This is a genomic window from Allobosea sp., from assembly GCF_017308075.1.
GTDB lineage: Bacteria > Pseudomonadota > Alphaproteobacteria > Rhizobiales > Beijerinckiaceae > Allobosea.
Window position 1 is genome coordinate 12,532 of record NZ_JAFKFX010000043.1, and the last position, 16,737, is coordinate 29,268.

The following is a 16,737-nucleotide window of genomic DNA, read 5'->3' on the forward strand; positions in this document are numbered from 1 at the left end:
GCTTCAATCCCGCTTCGCCGGCAGCGCCCACAGCAGCCCGCGCGTGATCACCGCCGGGAAGACGGTGAGGTGGTCCTCGCCGGGGATGATCTCGCTGGTCAGCGACAGGCCGGGATATTCGCGCGATCGCAGCGCCTTCTCGAAGTCCTGCATGTCGGCGATCATGTCTAGGTTGCGGCTGAAGCGCGGGTCGTTGGAGGCCTTGTTGATCGTCTCATAGGAGGCGATCGCCATCAGCACATTCGCCTTCAGATCCTTGTTGGCGTCGGCATAGGCCTTCTCGCGGGCGAACATCACCTTCTGGTCGAACCAAAGCGAGGGGCTGCCGAGAATGTAGTGCGAGAACATCTTCGGCTCGGTCAGAAGGATGTGGACGCCGAACAGGCCGCCATAGGAGTGGCCGGCATAGATGCTGCGGGTGGTGTCGGTACGATAGGTCGCGGCGACGAAGGGCATCAGCTCGTCGGCGAGGAAGCGGCGATAGCCTTCCGCCTCGCCGAAGAGCGGCGGGCGGCCGGATTCGTCCCTCGTCTTCTCGCCGTTCGGCGTCGGCGTATAGTCGCGCCGCCGGCTGTATTGCCTGGTATCGCCGATCGCATAGGAGAGGCCGACGAGGATGAACTCCTCCAGCCCCTGGGCGCGGTTGCCGACGCGCTGGGCGATGCTGCGGACCAGCGGGAAGGAATAGTCGCCGTCGCTGACGAACAGCACCGGGAAGCGCCGCCGCGGCGAAGAATGGTAGGATGGCGGCAGGGCGACATAGATCTCGTAATCGCGCTGCAGCGTCTTGGCGCGGATCGTCCTGACCTCGTTGTCCTTGAGGACGAAGGGGGCGGGGTTCGCAGCGAGCGGCGGCGCAGCGGCAGTTGCGGCGGCGGGATTTGCGGCAGGGCCAGCCGCGACGACCGGAGCCTGCGGTTCCGCGACCGGCTGCGCGAGCGCGGGGGTGGCGCAGATCAGCAGGACGAACAGGGCAGACAGGCGCAGCATCCGCCGCATCTCCGACAGGAATGTGCCGCCATCGTGGCGGGCTCGGCCCGCCGGGCCAAGCCAATCCGGCTGATCAGCGTCGCAGGCCGGGGCTCTCCAAGGGCAGCCCCTTGGCGCGCGCGGCGAGATAGAGTTCCAGCGCGAGATAGTCCGGGGCGCCATAGTCGAACTGCGTGGCGCGGACGCCGAGCGAGCAGGCGCGCAGGCGCCGGTGCAGCGAGCCGACGCCGTTCCATTCGAGGCGATAGGCGGGATAGCCGGTGCCGATGCCATGGCTGATCGTGTCGCCGCGCAGCTTTTCGCCGACGAGACCGTCATGGCATTGCCGGCAGGAGAGGTTGAGCTGGCCCTGCCGGCGCTCATAGAAGGCCTTGCCGGCTTCGAGATAGGGCTTGGCCGCCCCTTCGGTCGCGACGGCCATGGGCAGGCCGCGCGAGAACGAGGCGACATAGGCGGTGAGCCCCAGCAGTTCAGGGCTTTCATAGCCGAAGGCCGGCTCGTTCTGGCGTTGCGTGCGGCATTGCTCGATGCGCCCTTCGAGATTGAGCAGCTTGCCGCTGGCGGCATCGACCTGCGGATAGCGGGTCGCGGCGCCCTTCAGGCTTCGCTCCGGACCGGCATGGCAGGCGATGCAGGCCGGCGCCCCGCCGCTGCGCCGGCTGAAGAGTTCCCCGCCCTGCTCGACCCAGAGGAAGCCGGGATTGCGGGCCTCGTCGGATTGCTGCCGGAGCATCTCCGGCGAGAGGAAGGCGCTGCCCGGTTTGATCTCCTGGGCTGAGACCATAGTCGCAGCGAGCGACAAGCCGATGAACAGTGCCGCGCGTGTCGTCACTGGCTGCTCATGTCACGACGAGGCGCGCGGTGCGTGTGAAGACCACCCCGCCATCCTCGCGCCATTCGAAAAGCAGGTCTCCGGTTTCGACGGCCCGGGTGGTGAAGCTGACGAAGGGGTTGGCCGAGATGCCGGTATGCATGTCGAAGCGGAAGACCGGTTCGCCGGCATAGGTCACGGTGAGGCGGTTGAGGATCTTGCGCGGCACGATGCGGCCCTCCGCGTCGACCTGCCCGCCGCGATCCATGGGATGGCGGACGAGCACCCGGATCTCGATGATCTCGCCGGCCTTGGCCTCGGCGGGCATGGTGATGCGGGCGTTGAACGTCGACATGACATCAGCCTCCGTCGATGCAGGCGCTGAGCGTCACGACGATATCGGCGTCGGCCATGACATAGCCGCCGCTGCTCAGCGCGGCGATCGCCACGACCTTTTGCGAGGTGGCGAGACGCAGGGTGGCGCGGATGTCGGCCCTGCCGCTGCGAGGACCGAGATGGAAGCCGCCATGTCGGGATAAGGGTTCTTCTCGGCGATGACATGGATCCAGCGGACATGGTCGCTCTCGGTCATCGGAGATTCGACCTGGATCGCGACATCGACCGAATTGCCGTTCTCGACCAGCTGCGGGATGTCGAAGACGATGCCGCCGCGAGCCGGGACGGCTCCCTCGGTGATACGCCCGATCAGCTCGGCGAGGGTGGGAGGCGCGGCGGCATAAGCTGCTGCGGGCGAGATGGCCAGCGCGAAGCCGGCGGCGCCGGCCGCCATCACCTCGCGGCGCGAGGGGCGGGCTTCAGGGCGTGCGCAGGCTGACGAGATAGGCGACGACATCCTCGATCTCCTGGGCGTTGAGGGCCGGCAGACCGCGAAATTGCGGGGCGACGTCTCGTAATCCTTCGGTGCGGAAATAGGGCGGCATCACGGTTTCCGGGTTGAGCAGGCTGGTGTCGACCAGGCGCAGCCGCAACTGGCCGGCAGTAAGCCTTGCGCCGACGCCGGCGAGTGGCGGGCCGATCGTCCCCTGGAAAGGCTCGTCCGGCACCGGCACCCGGTGGCAGATCAGGCAGTTGCCGCGCGTGCGGTCGAGCACCAGCGCCCGGCCGCGCGCTGGATCGCCGATCTCGCCTCCGAGCGGCGCCGGGATCGCGTCGCCGGCGATGGTGTAGGCTTCGAGGGCGCCTGCGGGAGTAGCGAGAAGCGTTGCCAGAACAAGCGCCAGTTGTCCCGGGCGACTGCAGGTCGACCCGGGATCCATGCCTGAGCTTTTCAGGTCAGCGTTCCGGCATGGATCCCGGCTCTTCGCTTCGCTCCGGCCGGGATGATCTCGTATTTTCGCGAAAGGCAACTTGCCTCTCGCAGTGTCGCGCAACCTCACGCCTTGCGCAGATCGGCGTGGCGGAGCGGCATGGACCGCACCCGCTTGCCGGTGGCGGCGAAGATCGCGTTCAGCACGGCCGGCGCCGCGACCGCGATGGTCGGCTCGCCGACGCCGCCCCAGAAGCCGCCCGAGGGCACGATCACCGTCTCGACCGCCGGCATGTCCTCCAGCCGCATCACCGGATAGCTGTCGAAATTCTCCTCGACGATGCGCCCGTCCTTGACGGTGCATTCGCCGAACAGCGCGGCGGAGAGGCCGTAGACGAAGGAGCCCTCGACCTGGCGCTCGATCTGCGCCGGGTTCACGGCATGGCCTGGATCGGTCGCGGCAGTGATCTTGTGGACCTTGAGCTTGCCCTCGGGGCTGACCGAGACCTCGGCGACCGCCGCGACATAGGAGCCGAAGCCCATGGTCTGGCAGATGCCGCGATAAACGCCTTCGGGCGCCTTCGTGCCCCAGCCGGCCTTTTCGGCCACCGCGTTGAGCACGGCGAGGTGCTTGGGATGGCTCTTCATCAGCGCGCGACGGAATTCGAGCGGGTCCTTGCCGGTGGCATGGGCGAGCTCGTCGATGAAGCATTCGAGATAGATCGTGTTCTGGTTGAGGTTGACCCCACGCCAGAAGCCCGGCGGCACATGCGGATTGCGCATGGCGTGGTCGATCAGGAGGTTCGGGATGGTGTAGCCGATCGAGGCTTCCGGTCCCGGCGGGTTGAGGCCCTGGAAGACGGCGGGGTCGCGGCCGTTCTGGATGTTCTGCGGGAAGATGCCGGCGACGATCGACTGTCCGGAAATACGCATGTGCAGGCCGGTCAGGTTGCCGTCCTTGTCGAGCGCACCTGTCAGCTTGCACTGGGTCACCGGATGGAAGCGGCCATGCAGCATGTCCTCCTCGCGCGACCAGATCAGCTTTACCGGCGTGCCCGGGATCTGCTTGGCAATCGCGACGACCTGGCGGATCCAGTCATGCACCGCGCCGCGCCGGCCGAAGCCGCCGCCGAGATCGATCTTGTAGGCCTCGCATTTCGCCAGCGGCAGGCCAGAGGCCTCGGCGGTCGCGGCGAGTGCTGCCTCGCCGTTCTGGGTCGGCGTCCATACTTCGCAGCGCTCCGGCGTATAGAGTGCGGTCGCGTTCATCACCTCCATGCAGGCATGGTTCTGGAACGGATAGGAATAGACCTGCTCGATCGTCCGCGCCGCGCCGGCGATCGCCGCCTTGACGTCGCCGACCTGGTTGCCGACGGCTGCCTGCGGCGCGTCGAGCCCCTCCTTCAGCCAGGCGGCGATGCTCTCGCTCGAGACCTTGGCGTGCTCGCCCTCGTCCCAGACGATGGGCAGCGCGTCGAGCGCGGTCTTGGCGCGCCACCAGGTGTCGGCGACGACCGCGACGGCGCTGTCGCCGACCGGCACGACATGCTTCACGCCGGGCATGTCCTTGATCTTGGCGGCGTCGAAGCTCTTCACCTTGCCGCCGAAGACCGGGCAGTCCTTGATCGCGGCGTTGAGCATCCCCGGCAGCTTGAAGTCCATGCCGTAGATCTTCTTGCCGTTGGTCTTGTCGGCGGTGTCGAGCCGTCTCAGCGGCTTGCCGGCGATGGTCCAGTCCTTCGGATCCTTCAGTGGCACCTCGCTCGGCGGCGAGAGCTTGGCGGCGGCGGCCGCGACCTCGCCATAGCGCAGCGAACGGCCAGACGCCTTATGGGTGATCACCCCCTTGGCGACGCTGCATTCGGCGGCGGGGACCTTCCATTCGGCGGCAGCGGCCTGGACCAGCATGATCCGCGCGGCCGCGCCGCCCTTGCGGACATAGTCGTGGGATTCACGGATGCCGCGGCTGCCGCCGGTCGAGAAATTGCCCCAGACGCGGTTGCGCGCGAGGTTCTGGCCGGGCGTGGGATATTCGGTCGTCACCTTGGCCCAGTCGCATTCCAGCTCCTCGGCGACGAGCTGGGCGAGGCCGGTGAGCGTGCCCTGGCCCATTTCGGAGCGGGCGATGCGGATCACCACCTTGTCGTCGGGCTGGACGACGACCCAGGCGTTGATTTCGGGCGTTGCGCCCTGGGCCAGCGCCTCGTCGGCGAAGGGCACGGAAAAGCCGAAGCTGAAGGCACCGGCGGTGGCGGCCGAGCCGGCAAGCAGGCTGCGGCGGGAGAGCTTCATCTCGACGGCAGAGGCGGATGTCATGGCGTCCTCCAGATTCTGGTCGGCGTGGGCGAGGCGAGCGGCCATTCGGCGGATCGCGATCGAGCCCGGCGCTGTGAAGGGAAACAGGGTTCAGCCGCGGCCGAGCTCGCCGCCGGCGGCGACCTGCTGGATGGCGGCCTTGACGCGGTTATAGGTGCCGCAGCGGCAGATATTGGTCATCTCGGCCGCGATATCGGCTTCCGACGGCTTGGGATTGGCCTGGAGCATGGCTGCGGCGGCCATGATCATGCCGCTCTGGCAGAAGCCGCATTGCGGCACGTCGTGCTCGATCCAGGCCTTCTGCAGCGGATGGCTGCCATCGGGCGACAGCCCCTCGATGGTGACGATCTTCTGCTCGGCCGTGACGGCGCTCACCGGCATGGAGCAGGAGCGCGTGGCGACACCGTCGACATGCACGGTGCAGGCGCCGCATTGAGCGACGCCGCAGCCATATTTCGTGCCGGTCAGGCCGATTTGCTCGCGTATGACCCAGAGTAGCGGCGTGTCGCCGTCGACCTCCACATCGATCGTCTTGCCGTTGATGTTGAGCTTAGCCATCGCAAACCTCCCGGTTTCGATTCCAGAGCTGGCGAGAGAGCCAGCGCGCCTCGCCGTTCGGTCGTTCCGGCCGCTCCGGGCCAGATTTATATTGGATGAAATACAAACCGAGTTGGCGCGGGAGCGCCAGTACCTCTGCGGCATGGCGGCGATCACGGTCTCGCGGGGGCGGGGTAACGCCGTGGCCGGAGCGCGAAGCCGCCGCAGCGACGAGGTTCCGCCATCATGCTGTCCGGTTTCTTGCCGAAATGGCGCTGCGTGACCGCAGTATCCGGCTCGTTTTCACGGGAATGTGATGTCCTTCTCCGAACCTTGCCGGCCGGCGCGGCGTCGCCGCGAAGCCCGCCCGCAACCGCTTTTCTCCGGCATGCTTGATTTCGCCGCGCAGCGGTGGCGAGGCTGCGCAAGGACGCGAATCAGCCCGGCGAGATCGGAATGCCAGTGACGTCGAAAGCCCGTAACGCCTTCGCCGTTCTGGGCGGCCGACTCGGCGCCGCCATGTTCGGGCTCTTCCTGCTGCTGCCGCTCTCGGTACTGGCCCAGCCGGCCGACCCGGCGGCCGCGCGCGCCAGAGTCGATTCGATCAGGGGCGAGCTGACCCAGATCGAGTCGGCGCTGGGCAATCCCAATGCCTCCGATGCCGAGCTGCAGCGGCAGAGGCTGCGCCTGCAGCCCCTGCTCGACCAGATCCGCGCCCTGACCGAGGAACAGGCACCGCGCTTCGAGCAGGCGAGGGCGCGGCTCGAGCAGCTCGGGCCGAAGCCGGACGCCAAGGCGCCGCCGGAAGCCGCTGAAGTCGCCAAGGAGCGCGATGCACGCGAAAAGGGGTTCTCCGAGGCCGACGAGTCGCTCAAGCTCGCCCGGGCGACCCAGCTTCAGGCCGAGCAGCTGCAGACGGCGATCAGCGACCTCAGGCGCGAGCGCTTCGCCAAGATGCTGTTCGCACCCGGCCCCTCGCCGCTGAGCCCGGAAACCTGGGCCGCGACGGTCACGACCCTGCCGTCGGATCTCCGCGCCTCGCATCTCGTCTTGGGTGATTGGCTCTCGGTTTTCAGCGCCGCGCTGCTGAGCCCACGCGGGGTGCTCGTGCTGCTCGGCTTCATCGGCGCGATCGGCCTCTATATTGCCCGTGCGCGCTATCTGCCGCGGTTGAGCAATCGTCTCGCAGCGCATGAGACCGACAGCGAGGTCCGTTGCCTTTATGGCGCGATCATCCGCCTGTTCGCCCGTTCGGCGCCGCCGGCGCTGGCGAGCTGGCTGATCTATGCCGCGCTCAACACGGCCGGCCTGCTGCCGCCCCGCATCCAGCCGGTGATCCTCGCCATCGTCTACGGGCTCGCGCTCTTCGCCTTCGTCCAGGCACTGGCCGACGCGCTGTTCGCCCCGGGGGAGCCGCAGCGCCGGCTGGTCAGCGTGATGGAATCGACCGCGCGCACCGTGGTCTGGATGGCCGGCTGGCTCGCCATCGTCATGGCGAGCGGCAAGGTTCTCGAAGCCTGGCTGCAGGCGATCGCCGCCGGTCTGACGCTGTCGATCATCGTGCGCAGCGTCCTCGCCGCGCTTTTTGCGCTGACGCTGGTCGTCGGCCTCTACCGGCTGCGCGACAATGACGAGATCGAGCAGGAAGCCTGCCTCGGCCCTTATGTTCCGGTCGACGGGGCCAGTCTCGGTCCGGTGCGCATCCTGTCCTGGGTGGTCGGCGTCGCCATCATCCTGGCGGTGCTGCTCGGCTATGTCGTGCTCGCCACCTTCCTGACCGAGCAGGTGCTCTGGCTCGGGATCCTCGCCGGCCTCTTCGTGCTGCTGATGCAACTGATCGAACTCGGCATCGGCAATCTCCTGACCGGCGAGGGGCGCTTCGCGCTGACCCTGCGGACGGGCGTCGGCCTGCGCGCCGCCACTTTGCAGAAATTCGCGGTGGTGCTCACCGGCGTGCTCAAGATCGTGCTGATCGTCGTGACGATCATGCTGGTCCTGGCGCCCTGGGGGCTGGAATCGACCGATCTGCTGACCTCGCTGCGGGCGGCGTTCTTCGGTTTCCAGGTCGGTGGCGTCACCGTCTCGCTGTCTTCGATCTTCGTCGCCGCCGCGATGTTCGCGCTCGGTCTCGCCGCGACGCGCTCGCTGCAGGGCTGGCTCAACGACAAGTTCCTGCCGACGACCAAGCTCGACACCGGCCTGCGCAATTCGATCACCACCGCCGCCGGCTATCTCGGCTATGCAGCTGCCGTAGCGCTCGCGGTCTCGACGCTCGGCTTCAGCCTGGAGCGGCTGACGCTGGTCGCCTCGGCGCTCTCCGTCGGTATCGGTTTCGGCCTGCAATCGGTGGTGTCGAACTTCGTTTCGGGGCTGATCCTGCTCTGGGAGCGGCCGATCCGGGTCGGCGACCAGGTGCTGGTCGGCGACGCCGAGGGCATCGTCAAGCGGATCAATGTGCGCTCGACCGAGATCGAGACCTTCGACCGCTCCACGGTCGTCGTGCCGAACTCGAACCTGGTCTCCGGCGTGGTGCGCAACCGTGTCCGCTCCGACCGCACGGGGCGCGTGCTAATCTCGATCAGCGTGCCGCGCACATTCGATCCGACCGAGGTGCGTTCCCTGCTGGCGGACGCCGGCACCGAGCATGGCGACGTGCTGAAGAAGCCGCCGCCGAACGTGCTGTTCAAGAAGATCGCCCCGACGACCCTGGATTTCGACCTGATCTGCGTGGTCGGTGACGTCGACCAGGTCGGCCGCGTCACCAGCGATCTCAACTACGTCATCCACAAGCGCCTCGCCGAGCTCGAGAAGCCCGCAGCGGCCGCCGAGTTGACGGTGAAGGGGCTGGAGGGCATCGAGGAGTCGCTCGGCAGCATCGCGACCGCCGTCGCCGGCGAGCGCAAGGCTCCCGCGCGGAAGGGGGCGAGCAAAGTCAAGGCGAGCCGGTCCCGCGCGGCGAACGAAGTCGCAGCGGACGAGGCCGAGGAAGCAGCTCCCACCAGGAACGGCTCTGCGCCGGAGGCCGGCAAGGACGAGGCCGCAGGCAAGGACGACAACAAGGAATGATGCGATGCTTTCGTTTTCCGCTCGTCCCGCCCGTGGGCGCGCAATGAGCTGCCCTGCCGCGCTGGCCGGCGCCCTGGCGCTGTTCAACATCGCCGGCTGCATCGAGCCGGTACGGACCCAGCCGGCCTTCTATCGCGATCTCGGCTCGCCCTCGGCGCGCGTCGATGCGGAGGCGGCGCGCGCGACGATCTCGGCCTATCGCCTGAATGCCGGCCTCGCCACGCTGAAGCTCGATCCGGAGCTGATGCAGGCGGCCGAGCAGGAGGCGAAGGCGATGGCGGCGGCCGACAAGCCGGCGCAGGCCGAAGCGGTCAAGGCACGTCTGGCGCGCGCCGGCCAGTCCGGAGCCGAGGCCAATCTCTCGGCCGGCTACCGGCGGCTGGCAGAGGCCTTTTCCGGCTGGCGCGATTCGCCCCAGCACGACCGCGTCATGAAGGCGCCGGGCGCGACCCGGATGGGCATCGCCTCGGCCTATGCGCCAGGTTCGAAATACCAGGTCTACTGGGCGCTGATCGTCGCGCCCTGATCCCGGCCGGGGCAGGCGTCAGGGCTTGGCGCCGTTGGGCAAAGGCGGCGCGTCCGCCTTCAGCACGATGGCGACGCGGCGGTTGAAGGGCAGATAGGGATTGTCCTTGATCAGCGGCTCGGTGTCGGCCTTGCCGGCGACCGAGGCGAAGCGCTCGTCGGGCACGCCGGCAGTGCCGAGTATCTCGCGTACCGCCGAGGCGCGGCCGACCGAGAGTGCCCAGGGATTGCCGCGGAGGAATGTGCCCGGCCGCGGCGTCGCGGTATGGCCGGTGATCGCGATCTTGTTGGGCATGCGGCGCAGTGTCGGGGCGATCGCAGCGAGCAGCTTGCGCATGCGGGCATTGGGCTGGGTCGAGCCTTCGTCGAACATGGCGCGCCCGTCCTGGTCGACGAGCTGGATGTCGATGCCGGTCTCCGAGACCTCGACGAGGATGTTGCGCGAGAGCTCGCCGATCTCCGGCATCTCGCGCAGGGCCTGACGCAGCGAGGCGGCGGCGAGCGCAAAGCCGCGATCATGCGTCGCCGAGATCAGGCCGTCTTCCTTCTGCTGGTTGTGGTTGGGTGCGGTGTTGTCGGAAGCGTCCTCGATCGGCCGGACATAGGAATTCTTAATGTGGGTCTTGGTCGGGATGCCGTCGACCTCGACGATGCCGGCGAGGCGGACGTCCTTTTGCGTGCCGAAGGCGTCGCGCATCGAGCCGGCGACGATCTGGAGCTTCTGCTTGTCCTGGCTGGAATAGGCCGCGACCATGACGAAGAAGGCCATCAGCAGCGCCATCAGGTCGGCGAAGGTCACGAACCAGCCGTGACCGCCATGGCCGCCGCGCTTCTTCCTGGCCATCGTTCAGCCGCCCTTCAGCTGGCTTGCGCCATTTCGGCCCGATGATGATCGGGCAGATAGGCCAGCAGCATTTCGCGCACCAGGGTCGGGCTCTTGGCGTCGCGCATCTGCAGCACGCCGTCGATGATCAGCGTGCGCGAGATCTCCTCCTCCTCGAGCTTGATGTGCAGCTTGTCGGCGATCGGCAGGGTGAGCATGTTGGCGACCATGGCGCCGTAGAGCGTCGCCAGCAGTGCGGTCGCCATGGCCGGGCCGAGCCTGGAAGGGTCGGACATGTTGGCGAACATGGTGACCATGCCGATTATGGTGCCGATCATGCCCCAGGCCGGGGCGCAGTCGCCGATGGCGCGGTAGACCTTCGAGCCTTCGTCGAGCCGCTGCAGGAAGTTGTCGCGGTCGCGCTCCATCGTGTCGCGGATGAAATCCTTGTCGTAGCCGTCGGCGATGTAGCGCAGACCCTGGGCCAGGAACGGGTCGGAGACCTCGACGTTTTCCAGCGCCACCGGGCCGCTCTTGCGGTTGATCTCGGCGACGCGGGTGATCTCGTCGATCAGCTCGCGCGGATGGATGGCGCGCATGGTGAAGGCGAAGCGGATGCCCATGGGCAGGCCATTGGCGATTACCGAGAAAGGGAAGCGCAGCAGGGTGGCAGCCGACGCCCCGCCGAAGATGATGATCGCGGCGTGCTTGTCCCAATAGGCGGCGAAATTGCCGCCATCGATCAAGATCAGCGAGACGATCGTCGCGATGCCACCGATAATGCCGACGCCGGTTGCGAGATCCATGAAAAGGCTATCCTGATGCGCGTCGCCGCCGACGCTGCTCGCCCGGCCTCTCGCATGCTCCAAACGATAGGGCGCGCGGGTTGAAGGAAGCGTTAAGGTTGAGAAACTCCTCATGCCGGCAGGCGCTGCAGGGATCTGAAGGCGGTTTCGCCGAATCGCGATGGAGCCCGTTTGATTTCGCGCCGGATTTTCACCACAACCGGTGTCGTCTGCTCGCGCCCGTACTCTAAGGTCCTGCGATGTCCCTGTTTGCGCTCTATGCCCGCGTGCTCGGCGAACTCGGTCCGGAGAGGCGCCTCGGGCTGATCCTGGCATTGGCCAATATCGCCCTGGCGGCGGCGGCTTTCGCTGAGCCGATGCTGTTCGGTGCGCTGATCGACAAGCTGACCAGCGTCCAGAACGCCGGCAACCGGCCGAGCTGGAGCGACATCAACCTCCTGATCGCCGCCTGGGTCGGCTTCGGCCTGTTCAACATCGCCGCGGGCGTGTTCGTCGCGCTGTTCGCCGATCGTCTGGCGCATCGCCGGCGGCTCGCGGTGATGGCGAACTATTTCGAGCATGCGCTGACGCTGCCGCTCGCCTATCACACGCAGACCCATTCCGGCCGCGTCCTCAAGGTGATGCTGGAAGGCACCAGCGGCATGTGGGCGCTGTGGCTCTCCTTCTTTCGTGAGCATTGCGCGAGCTTCGTCGCGCTCTTCATCCTGCTGCCCTTCACGCTCTGGAAGAACTGGCAGCTCGGGCTCCTGCTGATCTTCCTGGTCGTGCTGTTCGGCTCGCTGACGGCCTATGTGCTGCGCAAGACCGACAAGTTGCAGAGCAATGTCGAGAGCTATCATTCGAGCCTCGCCGAGCGGGCTTCGGACGCGCTCGGCAACGTCCCGGTGATCCAGAGCTTCACCCGGATCGAGGCCGAGGTACGCGGCCTGCGCTCGACGATCACCAGCCTGCTCGAAGCGCAGATCCCGGTCCTGACCTGGTGGGCGGTGGCGACGGTGGCAACGCGCGCCTCGGCGACGCTGACCGTGCTCTCGATCTTCGTCGTCGGCACCTGGCTCCTGATGCAGGGGCAGACCACGGTCGGCGAGATCGTCACCTTCATGGGCTTCGCCACCATGCTGGTCGGCCGGCTCGAGCAGATCGTCGCCTTCGTCAACTTCATCTTCATGCAGGCGCCGAAGATGCGGGAGTTCTTCGAGGTGGTCGACACGCTGCCGGCGGTGCGCGACCTGCCGGGCGCGCCCGATGCCGGCCGGCTCGAAGGCCGCATCACCTTCGACGACGTCTCCTTCTCCTATGACGGCAAACGTGCAGCCGTGGCCGACGTCTCCTTCGAGGTCATGCCCGGCGAGACGATCGCCATCGTCGGATCGACCGGTTCGGGCAAATCGACCACGCTCGGCCTGCTGCACCGGGCCTTCGATCCGCAATCGGGCCGGATCCTCGCCGATGGCCGGGATATCCGCGAGATCTCGCTGCTCTCGCTGCGCCGGAACATCGGCGTCGTCTTCCAGGAGCCGATGCTGTTCGCCCGCTCGATCCGCGAAAACCTGACCGTCGGCAAGCCGGACGCGACCGATGCCGAGATGATGGAAGCGCTCGATCGCGCTCAGGCGACGGAGGTGATGGCGCGCCAGCCCGACGGGCTCGACACCATCGTCGGCGAGCGCGGCCGCACCCTCTCCGGCGGTGAGCGCCAGCGCCTCTCGATCGCCCGGGCGCTGCTCAAGAACCCGCCGATCCTGATCCTCGACGAGGCGACCTCGGCCCTCGACGCCGCGACCGAAGTGAAGCTGCAAAAGGCGCTCGACGAGGTGATGAAGGGCCGCACCACCTTCGTCATCGCCCACCGCCTCGCCACGATCCGCAATGCCGACCGCATCCTGGTCTTCGAGCAGGGCAGGGTGATCGAGATGGGCTCCTTCGAGGAACTCGTCGCCAAGGGCGGGCGCTTCGAGGCGCTGGCGCGGGCGCAGTATCTCGTGACCGACAAGCCCGCCGAGGCGCGGGAGTCGTCGCTTGCGGCCAAGGGCATCGTCGAAGGGTGAGCCAGGGCGGCTTCGCTTACCTGTGAGGTAATCGACCGGCCGCTCCATTGCCCGCATGGTCCCCGATATCGCGGGTCGAGGCCCGCTCCAAGGGGACCTTGCCATGACCGCCTATGCCATCGCCCATTTGCGCGACGTCGATCGCAACGCCGAGATCATCGACTACATCCTGCGCATCGACGAGACCCTCGCGCCCTTCGGTGGCCGCTTCCTGATCCATGGCGTGACGCCCGAGATTCTGGAAGGGCCCTGGGAGGGCGATCTCGTCGTCATCGCCTTTCCGGACCGTGAAGCCGCGCAGGCCTGGTACGCCTCGCCGGGCTATCAGGCGATCCTGCCGCTCCGGACGCGCAATTCGCGCAGCGCCGCCTTCATCGTCGAAGGAGCGCCGGAGGGATACCGGGCGACCGATTTCCTGGCGAAGCTCGGCTGATCCGCTTCAGGCCGCGGGAGGCGGCTCGGCCGGGCCGTTGCCCGTCGGCGTGATCCGCAGCGCGGTGACGCGGTTGCGGCTCTTGCGCATCACCTCGAAGCGGAAGCCGTGGAAGGTGAAGGCCTGGCCGGCTTCGGGAATGGCGCGCGCCTCGTGGATGACGAGCCCGGCGACAGTGGTCGCCTCCTCGTCCGGCAGGTTCCAGTCCATGGCGCGGTTGAGGTCGCGGATCGGCGCCCCGCCATCGACGATGACCGAGCCGTCCGCCTGCGGGCGCAGGCCGGGCAGGGCGATGTCGTGTTCGTCGCGGATATCGCCGACGATCTCCTCGAGGATGTCCTCCAGCGTGACCAGCCCCATGACCTCGCCATACTCGTCGACGGCGAGGGCGAAATGCGTCTTGCGGGCGAGGAAGGCCTTGAGCTGCTCGGGCAGCGAGGTCGTCACCGGCACGAACCAGGGCGAAAGCGCGATCTCGCCGACATCGAGCCTGCCGGCATCGCCACCCGCGGCGTCGAGCGCGCGCAGCAAATCCTTGGCGTGCAGGATGCCGACGATGTTCTCCGGCTTTTCGAGCCAGAGCGGCAGGCGCGTATAGGGCGAGGCGAGGACCTCGCGCACGATCGCCTCGGGGCCGAGATCGAGATTGATCGTGCGCATCTTGGTGCGGTGGATCATCACGTCGGCGACTTCGAGGTCTTTCAGGTCGAGCAGGCCGCTGACCATGTCGCCATCGGCCTTCTCGACCGTGCCCTGCTGGCGCATCAGCTCGACCTGGTCGCGCAGCACCTCGTCGGTGGCGAGCACGGGGCGCTGCGAATCGATCCGCAGCCCGAACAGGCCGATGCAGCGCCGCGCCAGCCATTGCAGCAGGCGTAGCGGCGGGCCGAGCACGGTGAGCAGGCGCGCCACCGGCCGGACGAAGAAGAGCGCCGTGCGGTCCGGCTTGGCGACCGCCACCATGCGCGGCGCGAGCTCGCCGAAAAGAATGGCGAGCAGCGCGACGGCCGCTGCGGCGCAGAGCGCGCCCGATGCGCCATAGAGGACCGCGGCGGCATAGGTGGCGAAGGCCGCCGTCGCGGTCTTGACCAAGGTGCGTGCGAGCAGGAGGACGCCGCTCAGGCGCTCGCGATTCGACAGCGCGCGCAGCGCGATCGCGGCGCGCCGGCTGCCGGCCTTCTCCTGTGCGGTGAGTCGTGCGCGGGATGTCGCGTTGAGCGCCGCCTCGCTGGCCGAGAGGAAGCCGGTCAGCAACAGGCCGAGAACGACGATCGCGACCGCCAGCCAGGGATCGATGGGGACGAGCGCGGCCATTGGCGTGCGATCAGGCCCCCGCGAGTTCGCTTTCGATGAAGCCGCGCACCTCGTCGGCGGGAACGCCCGGCGCGATGAAGCTCTTGCCGATGCCGTGGGCGAGGATGAAGGTCAGTGCGCCGCGCTTGACCTTCTTGTCCTGGGTCATGGCCTCGACGATCTCGGCGGCGCTGCCGACGCCGCCCGGCACGTCCTGCAGTCGCGAGGGCAGGCCGACCGCGCCAAGATGTGCCGCGACGCGCCCGGCATCCTGGCCCGGGCAGAGACCGAGCCGCTGCGAGAAGCGGAAAGCCAGCGCGAGGCCGATCGCGACCGCCTCGCCATGGACGAGGCGGCTGGAATCATAGGCGGTCAGCCGTTCCAGCGCATGGGCGAACGTGTGGCCGAGATTGAGCAAGGCGCGGTCGCCATCCTCGCGCTCGTCGCGCACCACGATTCCCGCCTTGGCGCGGCAGGCGGTGGCGACTGCATGGTCGCGCTCCGGCCCGCCGGCGATGACGCGCCGCCAGTTCGCCTCGCACCAGTCGAAGAAGGCGGCGTCGTCGATCAGCCCGTACTTCACCACCTCGGCATAACCGGCCTTGAATTCGCGTTCGCTGAGCGTATCGAGCAGAGCGGTGTCGCAGATCACCAGAGCCGGCTGGTGGAAGGCGCCGATCAGGTTCTTGCCATGGCCGGAATTGATGCCGGTCTTGCCGCCGACCGAGGAATCGACCTGGGCGAGCAGGCTCGTCGGAATCTGGACGAAGCGCACGCCGCGCCGCAGCACCGAGGCGGCAAAGCCCGAGAGATCGCCGACCACGCCGCCGCCGAGCGCGATGACGAGATCGTTGCGCTCGATCTTGGCGGCCAGCAGCCCGTCGCAGAGCTCGACGAAGCAGGGATAGGATTTCGAGGCCTCGCCGGGCCGGATCGTCAGGCGGGTCGTCGCGATGCCGGCCTGGTGCAGGCAGCTTTCCAGCGCCGGCGCGTGCAGCGCGGCGAGATTGTCGTCGGTGACGATGGCGGCGCGGGCACCCGGAGCGAGCTTGGCGATGACGCCAGCGGCTTCGCAGAGCTGGTGACGCCCGATCAGGATGTCATAGGCGCGCTCGCCGAGCGGAACGGGAACGAGAATGCGCTCTGCGCGCGCGGCATCTGCTGCTTGCTTGGTCATCGGCTGCTCGTTGCACGCTCGAGCTCGGCGAGCGCGGCTTCGACGACGATCTCATGCGGATCATCGCTGGAAATCACGGTGATGTCGGCCTGGGAATAGACCGGTTCGCGCTCGGCGAGGAGGCGGCGCATCGTCCCCTCCGGGTCGGCGGTACGCAGCAGCGGGCGGTTGCTACGTTTGCGCACGCGGCGCATCAGCACGTCGACATCGGCCTTGAGCCAGACCGAGATGCCGAATTCGGCGATGCGGGCGCGGGTGTCGGGATTCATATAGGCGCCGCCGCCGGTCGCCAGCACCAGGGGCGAACGGGTGGCGAGGATGCGCGCGATGACGCGGCGCTCGCCGTCGCGGAATTCGGTCTCGCCGCGCTGGGCGAAGATGTCGGGGATCGACATGCCGGCGGCCGTCTCGATCTCGGTGTCGGCATCGACGAAGGGCAGGCCGAGACGTGTGGCGAGCCGCTTGCCGACCGAGCTCTTGCCCGACCCCATCATGCCGACGAGCACGACGGAGCGCCGGCCGAGCGCGGAGCGCAGGGCGGCGACATCAAGCGTTTCGACAGTATCGGCCATCAGCATCGCAACGTTTCCTCCTTGCCGCTCTAGCATGTGCGATGCTTTGCCGCCACGTCCTCCTGATGCGCCG

Annotated in this window: 15 protein-coding genes and 1 pseudogene; 4 read left to right on the plus strand and 12 right to left on the minus strand. The window is 67.8% G+C overall.

The window, feature by feature from the left end; genetic code table 11:
• Positions 1 to 3 precede the first annotated feature (3 nt).
• The 7 genes and pseudogenes from J0J10_RS22240 to J0J10_RS22275 form a co-directional block, all read right to left on the minus strand.
• On the minus strand, positions 4 to 990 hold the full coding sequence (locus J0J10_RS22240) for an alpha/beta hydrolase (protein ID WP_291649278.1): 987 nt from the start codon (positions 988 to 990) through the stop codon (positions 4 to 6).
• 73 nt (positions 991 to 1,063) lie between these two features.
• Positions 1,064 to 1,822 (minus strand): sulfur oxidation c-type cytochrome SoxA, encoded by a 759-nt coding sequence (soxA, locus tag J0J10_RS22245; protein WP_291649280.1) that lies wholly within the window; start codon positions 1,820 to 1,822, stop codon positions 1,064 to 1,066.
• Between the two features lie 7 nt (positions 1,823 to 1,829).
• Positions 1,830 to 2,156, minus strand: a complete 327-nt coding sequence (gene soxZ / locus J0J10_RS22250) for a thiosulfate oxidation carrier complex protein SoxZ (RefSeq protein WP_291649288.1) — start codon at positions 2,154 to 2,156, stop codon at positions 1,830 to 1,832.
• Between the two features lie 4 nt (positions 2,157 to 2,160).
• Positions 2,161 to 2,654: pseudogene (locus J0J10_RS22260) on the minus strand (thiosulfate oxidation carrier protein SoxY).
• Positions 2,617 to 3,078 carry a sulfur oxidation c-type cytochrome SoxX gene (soxX, locus tag J0J10_RS22265; protein WP_291649314.1) on the minus strand — a complete coding sequence of 154 codons (462 nt, stop codon included), beginning with the start codon at positions 3,076 to 3,078 and terminating at the stop codon, positions 2,617 to 2,619. The pseudogene J0J10_RS22260 and the gene soxX overlap by 38 nt, the downstream one beginning before the upstream one ends.
• Positions 3,079 to 3,194: 116 nt before the next feature.
• Positions 3,195 to 5,384 carry a xanthine dehydrogenase family protein molybdopterin-binding subunit gene (locus tag J0J10_RS22270; protein ID WP_291649330.1) on the minus strand — a complete coding sequence of 730 codons (2,190 nt, stop codon included), beginning with the start codon at positions 5,382 to 5,384 and terminating at the stop codon, positions 3,195 to 3,197.
• A 90-nt stretch (positions 5,385 to 5,474) separates the two neighbouring features.
• Positions 5,475 to 5,942, minus strand: a complete 468-nt coding sequence (locus J0J10_RS22275) for a (2Fe-2S)-binding protein (RefSeq protein ID WP_291640769.1) — start codon at positions 5,940 to 5,942, stop codon at positions 5,475 to 5,477.
• A gap of 441 nt (positions 5,943 to 6,383) precedes the next feature.
• Here J0J10_RS22275 and J0J10_RS22280 point away from each other — a divergent pair, with 441 nt between their 5' ends.
• Together J0J10_RS22280 and J0J10_RS22285 are read left to right on the plus strand one after the other, a co-directional pair.
• Complete coding sequence (locus J0J10_RS22280) at positions 6,384 to 8,987, plus strand: DUF3772 domain-containing protein (protein ID WP_291649331.1); 2,604 nt, start codon at positions 6,384 to 6,386, stop codon at positions 8,985 to 8,987.
• A 43-nt stretch (positions 8,988 to 9,030) separates the two neighbouring features.
• Positions 9,031 to 9,513: a CAP domain-containing protein gene (locus tag J0J10_RS22285; protein WP_291649333.1), complete on the plus strand. Its 483-nt coding sequence runs from the start codon at positions 9,031 to 9,033 to the stop codon at positions 9,511 to 9,513.
• Between the two features lie 18 nt (positions 9,514 to 9,531).
• Here J0J10_RS22285 and J0J10_RS22290 read toward each other — a convergent pair whose 3' ends face one another.
• Complete coding sequence (locus tag J0J10_RS22290) at positions 9,532 to 10,356, minus strand: OmpA/MotB family protein (protein ID WP_291649335.1); 825 nt, start codon at positions 10,354 to 10,356, stop codon at positions 9,532 to 9,534.
• A gap of 14 nt (positions 10,357 to 10,370) precedes the next feature.
• Positions 10,371 to 11,141 (minus strand): motility protein A, encoded by a 771-nt coding sequence (locus J0J10_RS22295; RefSeq protein ID WP_291640776.1) that lies wholly within the window; start codon positions 11,139 to 11,141, stop codon positions 10,371 to 10,373.
• A 239-nt stretch (positions 11,142 to 11,380) separates the two neighbouring features.
• Here J0J10_RS22295 and J0J10_RS22300 point away from each other — a divergent pair, with 239 nt between their 5' ends.
• Together J0J10_RS22300 and J0J10_RS22305 are read left to right on the plus strand one after the other, a co-directional pair.
• Positions 11,381 to 13,189 (plus strand): glucan ABC transporter ATP-binding protein/ permease, encoded by a 1,809-nt coding sequence (locus tag J0J10_RS22300; RefSeq protein WP_291649336.1) that lies wholly within the window; start codon positions 11,381 to 11,383, stop codon positions 13,187 to 13,189.
• Positions 13,190 to 13,292: 103 nt separating this feature from the next.
• Positions 13,293 to 13,622, plus strand: a complete 330-nt coding sequence (locus J0J10_RS22305; RefSeq protein WP_291649338.1) for a DUF1330 domain-containing protein — start codon at positions 13,293 to 13,295, stop codon at positions 13,620 to 13,622.
• A 6-nt stretch (positions 13,623 to 13,628) separates the two neighbouring features.
• Here J0J10_RS22305 and J0J10_RS22310 read toward each other — a convergent pair whose 3' ends face one another.
• The 3 genes from J0J10_RS22310 to J0J10_RS22320 are packed head-to-tail and all read right to left on the minus strand — an operon-like array spanning position 13,629 to position 16,670.
• Positions 13,629 to 14,936, minus strand: coding sequence for an HlyC/CorC family transporter (locus tag J0J10_RS22310; protein ID WP_291640782.1), 1,308 nt, complete (start codon positions 14,934 to 14,936; stop codon positions 13,629 to 13,631).
• Positions 14,937 to 14,946: 10 nt separating this feature from the next.
• The gene (gene aroB / locus J0J10_RS22315; protein ID WP_291649340.1) at positions 14,947 to 16,092 is read right to left on the minus strand and encodes a 3-dehydroquinate synthase; all 1,146 of its coding nucleotides are present in this window, start codon (positions 16,090 to 16,092) and stop codon (positions 14,947 to 14,949) included.
• Complete coding sequence (locus J0J10_RS22320; protein WP_291649342.1) at positions 16,089 to 16,670, minus strand: shikimate kinase; 582 nt, start codon at positions 16,668 to 16,670, stop codon at positions 16,089 to 16,091. The genes aroB and J0J10_RS22320 overlap by 4 nt, the downstream gene beginning before the upstream one ends.
• Positions 16,671 to 16,737: the final 67 nt, after the last annotated feature.